We start from the raw sequence: 12,923 nt of genomic DNA, 5'->3' as shown, positions 1-12,923 counted from the left end.
CCGGTGCTTTCGTCGGGTTTCGTCAGTGAGCACAGAGGCCTTCACGCTCGACCGTCTTCCCGTGCACGCGCACTCTCGCTTGTCACAGCGGCGCTTGCGGAAAGTATAGCACACATGACGCCCTGCAAGCGTTGCTGCTACTATATTCGACGAGGCGCCGATGGAAACTTCTCTTGCCCTGTCATATGGCGCTCGAACTGGAGGGGACATGCGCAGCGGTACTGCTTTCACTCAGGGGCTCCGCCAGGCCGTCGGCGACGGCCCGGCATGGACGGTCGAGGCCGTCCGCCAGGTGCGTTACCACGTCGTCAGCTCCGACGGCCTCTTCGAACCCGGCAACACGGCGCTGCTCGACGGGTGCCCCGACGTGCCCATGAAGCGGGGCGAGCGGCGCCTCGTCGTCATCGACGAGAACGTCGACGTGCTCTACGGGGCCCAGGTGCGCGACTGGTTCGCCGCCCACGGCATCGAGGCCGCCGTCGTCCCGCTGCGCGCCGACGAGACCGTCAAGCAGTGGGACGCCGTCTCCCGCGTCGTCGACGCGATGAACGACTTCGGGATCGACCGCCGCCGCGAGCCCGTCCTCGCGATCGGCGGCGGCGTGCTCACCGACATCGTCGGCTTCGCCGCCAGCCTCTACCGGCGCGGAACGCCCTACATCCGGATCCCCACCACCCTGATCGGCCTGGTCGACGCCGGAGTCGGCGTCAAGACCGGCGTCAACTACGAGCGCGGGAAGAACCGGCTCGGCACCTACGCGCCGGCCACGGCGACCTTCCTCGACCGGACCTTCCTGCGCAGCCTGCCGTACCGGCACGTCAGCAACGGCCTCGCCGAGATCCTGAAGATGGCCCTCATCCGCTCCGAGGACCTGTTCCGCCTGCTGGAGGAGCACGGCCCGGCCGTCCGCGCCGACCGGTTCCAGGGCACGACCCCGGAACTCGCCGCCGCCTCCGACGCCATCGTCGCCGAGGCCATCCACCTCATGCTCGAAGAACTCCAGCCCAACCTGTGGGAGTCGGAGCTGGAGCGCTGCGTCGACTACGGCCACACCTTCAGCCCCACCCTGGAAATGCACGCCCTGCCCGAGCTGCTCCACGGCGAGGCCGTCGTCATCGACATGGCGCTGACCACCGCCATGGCCACACTGCGGGGAGACGTCACCGCCGCCCAGGCCGACCGCATCCACTCCGCGATCCGCGGCCTCGGCCTGCCCGCCTGGAACGACGTCCTGCACGACACCGCCCTGCTGGAGGACGCGCTGCGCGACACCGTCCGCCACCGCGACGGCCGGCAGCGGCTCCCGCTGCCGATGGGCATCGGCCGCCACCGCTTCGTCAACGACGTCACCCCCGGCGAACTCCGCGACGCCGCCGCCCTGCTGTGGGAGCACCACCGCCCCGCCGAGCCCGCCGCCGCGGCGCCGGCCCGCGTCCCCGAGCAGGTGGGCGCATGACCTCCCCCGACCGCACCGCACCCCCGGCCACCGCGGTCGTCGTCGGCGGGTCCACGGGCATCGGCCGAGGCATCGCCGACGCCTGGGCCGCCCGCGGCATCGAGACCCACGTCTTCAGCCGCAGCCGCCCGGCCGGCCCGGGCGGCGACGCCCTGGTCTGGCACCCCCTGGACTTCAGGGACGCCGGTGCCTCCGCCGAGGCGCTCCGCTCCGGCCTGCCCGCCCGCGCCGACCTCGTCTGCTACTCGGCCGTCTACTTCACCTCCCGGCGCGAGCCGTTCCTGGAGACCGGCGAGGCCGACTGGCTCGACCAGTTCGCCGTCAACGTCCACGGCCTGGCCCGCACGCTGAGGGTCGCCATGCCCCTGCTGCGGGCCGCCGCCCCCGGCCTGTTCCTGCACGTCTCGTCCGAGGTGGTCTACAACGCCGGCCCCGGGCGCGCCGGTTACGCCGCGACCAAGGCCGCAGCCGACTCCCTCGTCCGCTCCCTCGCGCAGGAGACCGACCCCGCCGAGGTCCGGTTCGTCCAGGCGCTGCCCGCCGGCATGGTCGACACCCCCGGTATCCGGGCCCGCCGCCCCCAGGACTTCGACTACAGCGGCTACATGGCCCCGGCCGCCTTCGCCCCGCTCGCCGACCGGCTCGCCCGCACCCGCGGAGCGGCCGAGCACGGCGAGGCACTCGTGGTGCAGCCCGACGGCAGCTGGTCGCCGGTCCGCGAAGGACTCCCGGCGTCCCAGTCGCGGCCCCTGGACGCCCCGCGCCAGTAGGGCGCCACCCCCAGCACGGCCGGGCAGCCCGGCGACCACGACCCAGGAGGACCCTTGTCAGACATACCCACCTCGGCGCTGCTGTTCGACATGGACGGCACGCTGGTCGACTCGACCGGACTCGTGGAGTCCACCTGGGCCGGCTTCTGCACACGCCACGGACTGGACCTCGCCGAGGTACTGGCCTACGCCCACGGCCGCCCCACCCGGGAGACCGTCGGCCGCTTCCTCGCCGACCCGCCGCTCGCCGAATCCGAGACGCGGCGGCTCGTCGCGCACGAGGAGTCCGAGACCTCCGGCATCACCGCCGTCCCGGGCGCCGCCGAACTCCTCGCCGCCCTGCCGCCCGGCTCCTGGGCCGTCGTGACCTCGGCCGGCCGCAGGCTGGCCGAGGTCCGCATGGCCGCCGCCGGACTGCCGCTGCCCGCGCTCATGGTCACGGCGGACGACGTCGAGCACGGCAAGCCCCACCCCGAGGGCTTCCTGCGCGCCGCCGCAGCCCTCGGGGCGGACCCGGCCTCCACCCTCGTCTTCGAGGACTCGCCCGCCGGAGTCCGGGCCGGCCTGGACAGCGGCGCACGCACCATCGTCATCGGCGGCCTCACCGCCCACGACGGCGAAGCCGAGCGGTACCCAGACTTCCGCGGCTTCCGGGCCGCCGCCTCCCCGGCCGGCCCCGCCCGCCTGGTCCTGACCACCCCCGAGCCGGCCGCCGCCCGTACGGGGGAGGGCCGGTGACCGCGCCCCCGGCTGCGCCCCCCGGGACCACGGCCGCACGCGCGACCCTCGCGGCCGACATCGGCGGCACCTGGACGCGGCTGCGGACCGGCGGGCCCGGAGCCCCCGTCGAACGGCTCCGCTCCCCGAGCCGGCTCAACCACCCCGGCCGGCCCGTCACCGAACTCCGCGCCGACATGGTCGACATGCTGTGCGCGGCCGCCCCCCGAGGCGCCGCCGCCGCACTCTCCTTCGGGGCGGCCATCGACCACCTCACCGGCACCGTCTACGGATCGGCCCCCCTGTGGGGAGCCGAGGCCGAGCCCTACGACCTCGGGGCGGAACTGCGCCGCCGCCGCCCCGACGTCGCCTGGAGCCTCGTCAACGACGTCACCGCCGCCCTCGCCGACTTCGTCGTCGAACACGCCCGGCACGGCACCCGCCGCATCGGCTACCTGACGATCAGCAGCGGCATCGCCCTGCGCGTCGCCGACCTGGACAGCCGCCGGATACCCGTCGACGACCGCGGCCTCCAGGGCGAGGTCGGCCACCTCCCCGCCATGGTCACCGGCGCTGCGCCGGAGCGGACGGGCCTGCTGTGCGAATGCGGGGCACCCGACCACCTCGCCTCCGTCGCCTCCGGACCCGGCATCGCCCGCGTCGCCGCCCGCCTCGGCATCGACGCGGGCCCCGGCCTCCCCGCCTGGCTGCCCGCGGCACTCGCCGACGGCGACCCCGCCGCGCGCCGCCTCCTCGAACTCTGCGTCGAACCCGTCGCGAACCTGCTGCGCACCCTGTGGTGCCTAGACCCCCACCTCGACCTGCTCGGCCTCGGCGGGGGAGTCGTCGAAGGGCTCGGCGCCCGCTACGCCGACGAGCTGCGCCGCCAACTCGCCGCCCCCGCCTCGTACGCCGACCCGGGCAGGGACGGCGCCTGGCTCGCCGAGCGGCTCGTCTTCTGCGGGCCCGGCGCCGTGGACCCGCTCCAGGGCGCCGAGCGGATCGGGCGCTGGCTGCCGGGGATCGTCCGATGAGCGCGGCGACCCACCGCGCGCTGCGGCGCCTGCCCGCGGACGCCCGCGGCCGTACCCGCGTCGAAGTGGCCGAGGTGCCGACGCCTCCCCTCGCGCCCGGCGACATGCTGCTGGCCCCGCTGACCGCCGGCATCTGCGGCACCGACTGGCAGATCCTGCGCGGCCTGCGCCGCGACCCCAGCCCCGTCCCCGGCCACGAGGGCGTGGCCCGCGTCGTCGAGCCCGGCGACTCCGGGCTGCCCGCCGGCCGGCTCGTCACCGTCAACCCCACCCACCCCGGCGACCCGTCCTTCCTCCTCGGGCACAACCTGCCCGGCCTGTGGGCCGAGCGCACCCGCATCCCCGCCGCCGCCGTCCGCGCCGGGCTGGTCCTTCCCGTCCCGGACGGCGCCGCAGCGCCCCGGGCCGCCGCCCTCGCCGAGCCCCTCGCGTCCGTCCTGTACGGGCTGCGGATCGCCCGGCACACGGTGCGGCCCGCCGCCCTGGCCGTCTGGGGCGACGGCACCGTCGGCCGGCTCGCCCGCGAGGCCTGGCGGCGCGAACTCCCCGGCCTGCGCACCCTGCTCGTGGGGCACGGCGCCGACGCCGTCCACCCGCTCGACCCCGGCCTTCCGCACATGCTGGCCGGGCTCCCGGGGCCGGTCGCCGCCGTGATCGCCACCCCGCGCACCGGAACGCGGCAGGCGCTGGCCGCCCTCGACCGCCACGTCCGGGGCACCCTCCTCGTGGACGTGCACGCCGGCCTGCCGGAAGGCCCCGTCCCACTGACCGCCGGGCCCGTCGACGTCGCGGCGCTGCGTGCGGACAACTGCGGGGGCCGGCCCTGGCCGCCCCGGGTGCACCGCCTCGACCGCCCGGCCGGCCCCCTGCTGCTGTACGGGCACCGCGGGGTGGGCGGAGAGCACCTGCGGCAGGCCTTCGACCTCCTCCTGGCCAGCGGCTCCGCACCGGCGGGGGCCGGCGTCCTCACCCACACCGTGGACCTGGAAGGCGCCGCCGGCCTCGTCAACTCCGTCCTCGACGCGGACGACCGGTCCGCAGGCGGCCGGCGGGTCCTCAAGGCCGCCATCCTGATCGGCGGGCCGGCATGACCCCGGCCGTCGCCGCGCCCCAGTGGCGGATCGGCACCGACCGGCGCCGCGCCGCCCGCACCGCACTCGCCGCCGGGGCGGACCTGCTGCACCTGGACTACGGCGGCGCCCACCGCGGCACCCCGCTCGGCGAACCCGCCGCACTGCGCGAAGCCGCGGCGATCGCCGGGGACATCCCGGTGCCGGTCCTCGCCGTCAACCACGTCAACGACCTCGGCCTCGCCGAGGAGCGGGGCACCGCCAACCCGGCGGCGCTCGCCCTCCTGGAGCGCGCCCAGGACTGCGCGCTCCGCCTCGGCGCCGGGGTGCTGCACGTCCCCGGCTTCCGGCGCAGCACGCCCGCCACCGCAGGACTGCGCGCCGGCACCGCCGATGCCCTGCGCACGCTGTGCGAACGCGCCGCGTCGGCGGGCCTCGTCCTCGCCTACGAGTCCCCCCTCGGCCACCGCGACCTCCTCGCCCTGGCCCGCCGCGTCGACCACCCGGCCCTGCGCCTGGTGCTCGACACCGGCAACCTCCGCGACGCAGGCGAGGACCCCCTGGCCTTCGCCCGCGAGGCCGGGGCGGCCGGGCTGCTCCTGCCCGACCTGCACGTGAAGGACCCCGCGGCCGGCCCGGCGGCCCCCGGCTCGGCCTTCGCGGAACTGCCCGCACTGCTGGCACGGTCCGCGGCCCGCTCCGTGCTCGTGGAGAACGACTACCGGGGCGCGGGGGCCGCCCGCCTGCCCGAGGACATCAGACTGTGCCGCGCCGCGGCCGAACCCACCCGACCCGAGGATCCACGATGAAAGCCATTCAGCTCACCGGCCCCCGCGCGGTGTCCGTCGCCGAGGTCGAGCCGCCCGCACCCGGCCCCGGGGAGGTGCTGGTCCGGGTGGCCCTGCTCGGCCTGTGCGGAACCGACCTCGGTTTCTACGACGGCACGAGCAACTACCTCCGCGACGGCTGGAAGAGCTACCCCTTCGTCCCCGGCCACGAGTGGATCGGCACCGTCGTCGGCCTCGGCCCCGGCGCCGACCCGGAGCTGGCCGGACAGCGCGTCTCCGGGCACAACTTCCGGCCCTGCGGCACCTGCCCGCACTGCCGCGCCGGCCGCATCCGCTACTGCCCCGACCGCAGCGAGATCGGCGTGCTCGGCGACTGCCCGGGAGCCGGCGCCGAACTGATCACCGCGCCCGCGGACACCCTGACCCGCATCCCCGACTCCCTCTCCGACGAGGCGGGGGCCCTGCTGGAGCCGACCGCCGCCGCCGTCCACGCCATCGACCGGCTCGCCGTCGGCGCCCGCGACCGCGTCGCGGTCCTCGGCGGCGGCACGCTCGGGCTCGCGGCCGCCCAGGTGGCCCGGGCACTCGGCGCCGACCCCGTCGTCTTCGACCCGCAGCCCGCGGCCCGCGACCTGGCGCGGCGGCTGGGACTGCGCGCCTCCGCCGCACCCGCGGGCCCTGACGAGGAGCGCTACGACGCCGTGGTGGAGGCCTCCGGCAGCACCGCGGCCGTCCGCGCGGCCGTCCGCCTCGTCGCCGCGGGCGGCCGGATGGCCCAACTGGGCACCCCGCACCACGCCGTCGACGGCTTCGACGCGGCCGCCCTGGTCATCCGGGACGCCACCGTCCACGGCGTCCTGTCCGGCATCGGCCACTGGGACCGGCTCGTGGCCCTCGTCGAGGAAGGGGCCGTGGACCTGGACGCCCTCGTCGACCGCGTCTTCCCGCTCACCGCACCGGACGCCGCCTTCGCCTGCCTCGCGGACGGCGCGCGGACCCGCCCGAAGATCCTCGTACGGATGGACGCCGCCGCGGCCGGTGCGGGCCGATGAGCCCTGCGGCGGCCACGGCGGCGGCGCGCCGGCCGGCCGGCGCCACCGCGGCCCGGCTGGCGGTGCTCGCCGCGGCCACCTTCGTGTATGTCACCTTCGAGGTCTTCCCCGTCGGGCTGATCCGCGACATCGCCCGGGACCTCGACGTCTCCGAGGGCCGGGTCGGCCTGCTGATCAGCGGATACGCGGTGGTCGCCGCGGTCGTCACCGTCCCCGCGGTGGCGCTCGCCTCGCGCATGTCGCGCGGCACGGCGCTGGCGGCCTCCCTGGTCGTGCTGTTCGCCGCCGAGGTGCTGGCCGCCGCCTCGACCGGGTTCGCGATGATGGCCGTCAGCCGGGTCGCCGCGGCCCTGACACACGGGGTGCTCTGGTCGCTCGTCGCCCCGGCGGCCGCGGCCATGGTGCCCCGCGGGCAGGTGGGGAGCGCCACCGCCGCCGTGTTCGGCGGCGCGTCGCTCGCGGCGATCGTCGGGAGCCCGGGCACGACCCTGGTCGGCGGTCTCATCGGCTGGCGGGCCACCGCCCTGCTGCTGGCGGCCGCCACGGCGGCCGTCACCTGCGCGCTCGTGTGGGCCGTCCGGCCGGGAGCGGCCGCCGCGGTTCCGGAGGACACCGCTCGGGCCGGGGCCGGGGGGGACGCGCGCGGGCAGGTGGACTGGCCCGCGGTGCTGCGGCTGTGCGGCACCGCGGTCGCCCTCGTGACCGCGCACTTCCTCAGCTACACCTACTTCGCCGTCATCGTGGCCGACGCCGCGGGCGGCGGTGCGGGACCGGTCACCGCCCTGCTTGCGGCCTTCGGTGTCGCGGGGGCCGTCGGGACGTACCTGATCGGCCGGCACGGCGACCGGGCGCCGCAGCGCGCGGCGGCCGTGACCATGGCGGCTTTCACGGCCGGAGTGGCCCTGCTCGCGCTGGCGTTCGCACCGGTGCCGCCCGCAGCGCGCCTGGCCGCGGCCGCCGTCGCCGTGGCGGTGTGGGGCGGTGCCTTCGCTGCGGCCGGGCCCGTCTTCCAGACGGGAGTCATGAGGCTGGCCGCGGGGGACGCCGACCGTGCGTCCTCGGTGTACGTCACCGGCTTCCAGGTGGGCATCGCCGGCGGATCGGCCCTCGGAGCCGCCCTGTTGGGCGGCCCCACGGCCCTGCTGCCGGCCGTCTCCGCCGTGCTTGCGGCGGCGGTGCTGGCCGTGGTGCTGCTGAGGCGGCCGATTCCCTCGGCGCGCCTCACGTAGCTGCCGCCTGCACAGGCGAACGAGCTCGCGACGACGACAGCATGAGCCCTCCATCGTTCATACTGCTTGTATAGTGGCCAAGTCGCCATTAAGCTGATCATTGGGTTTCGATAGAGACTCCGATACCGGTAGCGGCGACAGGCGGTGCGCAGCGCGAACTGCCCGCGCCGCCCCACCGGTCGAAGTCCGGCGGCCTGCCCGCGCACCGCCCGCGCGCCCGTCCACCGCCCGCCGCCCCGCTGCACACGAGAGGCATTCCATGCGGTCCCGTATGGCTGTACTGATCCTGGCCATCTTCTGCGTCGGCACCGCCGAACTCGCCCCCAGCGGCATGCTGGGCGACCTGGCCGAGGACCTGTCGGTGACGATCCCCACCGCGGGCCTGCTCGTCACCGTCTACGCGCTGACCGTGGTCGTCGCAGGACCGCTCGTCACCGCGGCGTCCACCCGGATCCGCCGCAAGTACCTGCTGGTGGCGCTGCTGCTGGTGTCCGTTGCCGGCAACGTCCTCTCCAGCCTGGCGCCCACCTTCGCCCTGCTGGTCGCCGGCCGCATGCTGACCGCCGTCATCCACGGCACCTTCCTCGCCGTCTGCGTGGTCACCGCGGGCGGCATGGCCGCCGAGGGCAAGGAGGGATCCGCGGTCGCCGCCACGCAGCTCGGCGTGAACCTGGCGACCGTGCTCGGCGTCCCCCTCGGCACCCTCGTCGCCCAACAGCTGCACTGGCGCGCCACCTTCGGCAGCGTCGCCGTGCTCGCCCTGGCCGCCGCAGCCCTGATCCTGCTGGTCATCCCGGACGACGGCCGCACGGCCGGCTCCTCCGCCGCGCACGAACTGCGGGTCTTCAAGGAGTGGCAGGTGGTCGGCACCGTCCTCGCCACCGTCCTGTGCTCGGCCGGCATGTTCACCCTGATCACCTACATGGTGCCGCTGCTGACCGACGTCGGCGGCTTCCCCGCCGCCTGGGTGCCGGCCGTCCTCGTGGCCTACGGCATCGGCTCCGTCGCCGGCAACGCCCTCGGCGGCAGGTACGCCGACCGGTCCGCGGACCGGGCCGTACTCCGCCTGTCCTGGACGCTCGCCGCCGTCTGCCTCCTGTACTGGGCCGCCGCGCCGTACGCCGCCGGCGGCGCCGTCTTCCTGCTCCTGTTCTCCATGGCCACCTTCGCCCTGATCCCCGGCCTCCAGACGAAGGTCCTCTCCGCGGCGGCGGACGCCCCGACGCTGTCCCTGACCGCCAACATGTCCGCCTTCGGGCTCGGCGCCGCCCTCGGCTCCTGGGCCGGCGGCCGGCTCATCGACCAGGGCCTCGGAACCCGCGCCGTCACGCTCGGCGCCGCCGCGTTCACCGCCCTCGGAGCCCTGCTGATCGCCCAGACCGTGTACGCCGGCCGGCGCCGGGCCGCCGCCACCGCCGCGGCAGCCGAACCCGCCACCGCCACCGCCGCCACCGCCGCGCCGGCCTCCTGAAACAGCGCCCACCGAACGAGGAAGGCAGCACCGCCCATGCCCAGCAGCCCCGTGCCTCCCGCCAGACCCCCGCTCCCCTCGCTGACGGGCCTGCGGTTCGTCGCCGCCGCCCTGGTCTTCTTCTTCCACGCCTCGCTGGTGTTCATCTCCATGAACCCCTTCGCCGACGAGGACGTCGCCGACGGCTTCCGCTGGCTGTTCAGCAAGGCCGGCTGGATGGGCGTGTCGTTCTTCTTCGTCCTCAGCGGCTTCGTCCTGACCTGGTCGGCCAAGCCCGGCGACACCGCCACCGGGTTCTGGCGCCGCCGCCTGCTGAAGATCTTCCCCAACCACATCGTCACCTGGGCCGCCACGATCGTCCTCTTCGCCGGCACGGCCGTCCCCGCGCACGTGTGGCTGCCGAACCTCTTCCTGATCCAGTCCTGGTTCCCCGACCCGGCCGTCCACATGGGCCTCAACACCCCCGCCTGGTCGCTCTGCAGCGAGCTGCTCTTCTACCTGCTCTTCCCCCTGCTGATCGGGCCCGTGCTGCGGATCAGGGAGCGGGCGCTGTGGGGCTGGGCCGCCGCCATGGCCGCCTGCATGGCCCTCGTACAGCTCGCCACCGACTTCCTCGCACCCGCGAGCCCGCCCGCCCCGGGCACCGACGTGACCGTCTGGCAGTTCTGGTTCGGCTACAACTTCCCCCCGATGCGCATGTTCGAGTTCGTCCTCGGCATGCTGCTCGCCCGGCTCGTCCTCGCCGGGGCCTTCCCCCGCGTACGGGTCCTCCCCGCCGCCCTGCTCTGCGTGGCCGGCTACGCCGCCGCCCTCGAAGTGCCGTTCCTGTACGGCCTCACCCTCACCAACATCGTCCCGATCTCCCTGCTGATCTGCGCGGTCGCCCGCGCCGACGCCGACGGCACCCCGACCGGGCTGCGCAGCCGCACCATGCAGTGGCTCGGCGAGGCATCCTTCGGCTTCTACCTCGTCCAGCAGATCGTGCTGTCCTTCACCCGCACCACGCTGATGGACCACCGCACGTACTCCGTCCCCGTCGGGATCGCCGTCATCGCCGCGGAGTTCGCCGCCTCCCTCGTCCTCGGCCGGCTGCTCCTGCTGTGCGTGGAGCGCCCCCTGATGCAGCGCTGGGCGCGGCCCCGGAGGAAGCAGCCGGCCGCCCCCGCCGAAGCCCCGTCGCAGCGCTCCCTGACCCACGCCTCCTGAAAGGGCCGACCGCCCATGACCCCGCCGTCCCCGATTGCCGCCCCCGGCACCGCCCCCGGGCCGTCCAGAGCCAAACTGCCCTCGCTGACGGGCCTGCGCTTCATCGCTGCCGCCCTGGTCTTCTTCTTCCACGCGACCTTCAGCGACCCGCCCATGAACCCCTTCGCCGACCAGGCCTGGGAGGAGGGTTTCCGCTGGCTGTTCAGCAAGGCCGGCTGGATGGGCGTGTCGTTCTTCTTCGTCCTCAGCGGCTTCGTCCTGACCTGGTCGGCCAAGCCCGGCGACACCGCCACCGGGTTCTGGCGCCGCCGCCTGCTGAAGATCTTCCCCAACCACATCGTGATGTGGGCGCTCGCCATGGTGCTGTTCGCCGGAGCGATGACACCGCTGTCCGCCTGGCTGCCGAACCTCTTCCTCGTCCACTCCTGGTTCCCGCAGCACGAGACCTTCATCAGCGTCAACCCGCCCAGCTGGTCGCTCTGCAGCGAGCTGCTCTTCTACCTGCTCTTCCCCTTCCTGATCGGGCCCGTGCTGCGGATCAGGGAGCGGGCGCTGTGGGGCTGGGCCGCCGCCATGGTCGTTTGCATGGTCGCCGTCCAGCTCGCCACCGACTTCCTGCTGCCGCAGAACCCGCCCACCCCCGAGGGCTTCGGCATCTCCCTGTGGGAGTTCTGGTTCGGCTACAACTTCCCGCCGGTCCGCATGTTCGAGTTCGTCCTCGGCATGCTGCTCGCCCGGCTCGTCCTCGCCGGGGCCTTCCCCCGCGTGCGGATCCTCCCGGCGGCCCTGCTCTGCCTGGCGGGCTACGCCGCCGCCATGGCCGTGCCGTTCCTGTACGGCCTCAACGTCGCCACCATCATCCCGGTGTCGCTGCTGATCTGCGCCGTGGCCCGGGCCGACGTGGACGGCGCCCCGACGGTGCTGCGCGGCCGCACCATGCAGTGGCTCGGCGAGGTCTCCTTCGGCTTCTACCTCGCCCAGTACGTGGTGATGTACTACGGCCGCACCGCGCTGATGGACGAGCGGCTCTTCGCACCGCTCCCCGGCGTCCTGGTCCTCCTGGGCTTCTTCCTCGCGACGCTGCTCGTCGGCCGGCTGCTGCTGGTGTGCGTCGAACGCCCCGTCATGCGGCGCTGGTCCCGGCCGCGGCCGCGGCTGCCCCAGGCCCCCGGGGCACCTGCCGAAGAGCGCGAGCCCGCCCCGGCGCTGCGCTGAACCCCGCCCACCGACCCCCTCGCGGACGGCATCCCGTCCGCGCCCCCTTCGACAGTGAGGAGCCTCCCGTGCCCACGATCGACGTCAACGGCACCCCCGTCCACTACACGGTGCAGGGCAGCGGTCCCGCCCTGCTCTTCGTCCACGGCACCGGCGGTGACGGCGAAGCCCAGTTCGGCCACATCCGGGAGCACTTCAGCGACCGCTACACGGTCGTCACCCCGGACTGCTCCGGCAGCGGCCGCACCCCGCTCCACGCCGACGAGCTGAGCCTGGACGAGCTCGTCGAACAGGTCGTCGGCACCGCCCGGGCGGTCACCGACGGGCCCTTCGACATCGTCGGGTTCTCCCTCGGCGCGGTCGTCGCGGCGGCCGCCGCCGCCCGGCACCCGGAGCTCGTCCGCCGCCTCGTCGTCATCAACGGCTGGGCACGCAACGACGACCCGCGCCAGCAGCTCGCCGTCGACCTGTGGCGCCGCCTCCCCGACATCGACGGAGAGGCCTTCGCCGCCTACAGCGCCCTGCTGATCTTCTCGCCGGCCTTCCTCGCCGGCTTCGGCGGCGACGGCGTCAAGGCGACCGTCGCCGGGATCAAGGCCGAGGCGCACACGCTGCGGCAGATCGAGCTGGACCACCGCGTCGACATCAGCGACCGCCTCCCCGCCATCACCGCGCCGACCCTCGTCATCGGCTCCACCCGGGACGCCCTGATCCCCGTCGAGCACGCACGCGAGATCCACGCCGCCGTCGCGGGCAGCGAGTACGCCGAGCTGGAGAGCGGCCACATGGTCATCTTCGAGAAGACGGCCGAGGTCGTCGAACTCCTCGGCGGCTTCCTCGACCGGGACTGACCCGGCAGCACGCCCCGCGGGACCGGAGCGGGCCCGGCCGCACCACCGGCCGGCGCCCGCCCGC

At 75.0% G+C, this 12,923-nt stretch carries 12 protein-coding genes; all 12 read left to right on the top strand.

The genetic code is table 11. The features are described 5' to 3' along the window. The first annotated feature begins 208 nt into the window (after positions 1-208). The 12 genes from C0216_RS19370 to C0216_RS19315 all read left to right on the top strand — a co-directional run bounded on the left by C0216_RS19370 (position 209) and on the right by C0216_RS19315 (position 12,859). A complete protein-coding gene (locus C0216_RS19370; protein WP_114056503.1) occupies positions 209-1,456 on the top strand; it encodes a sedoheptulose 7-phosphate cyclase in 1,248 nt (415 codons plus the stop codon). Next, a complete protein-coding gene (locus tag C0216_RS19365; RefSeq protein ID WP_114056502.1) occupies positions 1,453-2,226 on the top strand; it encodes an SDR family NAD(P)-dependent oxidoreductase in 774 nt (257 codons plus the stop codon). The genes C0216_RS19370 and C0216_RS19365 overlap by 4 nt, the downstream gene beginning before the upstream one ends. A gap of 54 nt (positions 2,227-2,280) precedes the next feature. Next, entirely contained in the window at positions 2,281-2,964 is a 684-nt protein-coding gene (locus C0216_RS19360) for an HAD-IA family hydrolase (protein ID WP_114056501.1), read from the top strand. Further along, on the top strand, positions 2,961-3,977 hold the full coding sequence (locus C0216_RS19355; protein ID WP_114056500.1) for an ROK family protein: 1,017 nt from the start codon (positions 2,961-2,963) through the stop codon (positions 3,975-3,977). Before C0216_RS19360 ends, C0216_RS19355 begins: the two co-directional genes overlap by 4 nt. Next, positions 3,974-5,068: an alcohol dehydrogenase catalytic domain-containing protein gene (locus tag C0216_RS19350; protein ID WP_114056499.1), complete on the top strand. Its 1,095-nt coding sequence runs from the start codon at positions 3,974-3,976 to the stop codon at positions 5,066-5,068. The genes C0216_RS19355 and C0216_RS19350 overlap by 4 nt, the downstream gene beginning before the upstream one ends. Beyond that, complete coding sequence (locus C0216_RS19345; protein ID WP_114056498.1) at positions 5,065-5,856, top strand: sugar phosphate isomerase/epimerase family protein; 792 nt, start codon at positions 5,065-5,067, stop codon at positions 5,854-5,856. Before C0216_RS19350 ends, C0216_RS19345 begins: the two co-directional genes overlap by 4 nt. Further along, complete coding sequence (locus C0216_RS19340; RefSeq protein ID WP_114056497.1) at positions 5,853-6,887, top strand: zinc-dependent alcohol dehydrogenase; 1,035 nt, start codon at positions 5,853-5,855, stop codon at positions 6,885-6,887. Before C0216_RS19345 ends, C0216_RS19340 begins: the two co-directional genes overlap by 4 nt. Beyond that, positions 6,884-8,116 (top strand): MFS transporter, encoded by a 1,233-nt coding sequence (locus C0216_RS19335; protein ID WP_114056496.1) that lies wholly within the window; start codon positions 6,884-6,886, stop codon positions 8,114-8,116. Before C0216_RS19340 ends, C0216_RS19335 begins: the two co-directional genes overlap by 4 nt. Positions 8,117-8,387: 271 nt before the next feature. Next, on the top strand, positions 8,388-9,587 hold the full coding sequence (locus C0216_RS19330; protein ID WP_162793267.1) for an MFS transporter: 1,200 nt from the start codon (positions 8,388-8,390) through the stop codon (positions 9,585-9,587). Positions 9,588-9,623: 36 nt separating this feature from the next. Beyond that, positions 9,624-10,793, top strand: a complete 1,170-nt coding sequence (locus C0216_RS19325; RefSeq protein WP_114056494.1) for an acyltransferase family protein — start codon at positions 9,624-9,626, stop codon at positions 10,791-10,793. Between the two features lie 15 nt (positions 10,794-10,808). After that, positions 10,809-12,008, top strand: a complete 1,200-nt coding sequence (locus C0216_RS19320) for an acyltransferase family protein (RefSeq protein WP_114056493.1) — start codon at positions 10,809-10,811, stop codon at positions 12,006-12,008. A gap of 68 nt (positions 12,009-12,076) precedes the next feature. Further along, a complete protein-coding gene (locus C0216_RS19315) occupies positions 12,077-12,859 on the top strand; it encodes an alpha/beta fold hydrolase (protein WP_114056492.1) in 783 nt (260 codons plus the stop codon). Positions 12,860-12,923: the final 64 nt, after the last annotated feature.

The sequence above is a fragment of the Streptomyces globosus genome, assembly GCF_003325375.1.
GTDB lineage: Bacteria > Actinomycetota > Actinomycetes > Streptomycetales > Streptomycetaceae > Streptomyces > Streptomyces globosus_A.
Note: the sequence above shows the minus strand (reverse complement) of the source record. Positions and strands in the feature narration are given on the sequence as shown.

Bases quoted from the DNA above. Each gene is read 5' to 3' on its own strand.
- C0216_RS19365 (WP_114056502.1), top strand. From the start codon at position 1,453: ATGACCTCCCCCGACCGCACCGCACCCCCGGCCACCGCGGTCGTCGTC.
- C0216_RS19345 (WP_114056498.1), top strand. From the start codon at position 5,065: ATGACCCCGGCCGTCGCCGCGCCCCAGTGGCGGATCGGCACCGACCGG.
- C0216_RS19340 (WP_114056497.1), top strand. From the start codon at position 5,853: ATGAAAGCCATTCAGCTCACCGGCCCCCGCGCGGTGTCCGTCGCCGAG.
- C0216_RS19325 (WP_114056494.1), top strand. From the start codon at position 9,624: ATGCCCAGCAGCCCCGTGCCTCCCGCCAGACCCCCGCTCCCCTCGCTG.
- C0216_RS19350 (WP_114056499.1), top strand. From the start codon at position 3,974: ATGAGCGCGGCGACCCACCGCGCGCTGCGGCGCCTGCCCGCGGACGCC.
- C0216_RS19320 (WP_114056493.1), top strand. From the start codon at position 10,809: ATGACCCCGCCGTCCCCGATTGCCGCCCCCGGCACCGCCCCCGGGCCG.
- C0216_RS19370 (WP_114056503.1), top strand. From the start codon at position 209: ATGCGCAGCGGTACTGCTTTCACTCAGGGGCTCCGCCAGGCCGTCGGC.
- C0216_RS19335 (WP_114056496.1), top strand. From the start codon at position 6,884: ATGAGCCCTGCGGCGGCCACGGCGGCGGCGCGCCGGCCGGCCGGCGCC.
- C0216_RS19330 (WP_162793267.1), top strand. From the start codon at position 8,388: ATGGCTGTACTGATCCTGGCCATCTTCTGCGTCGGCACCGCCGAACTC.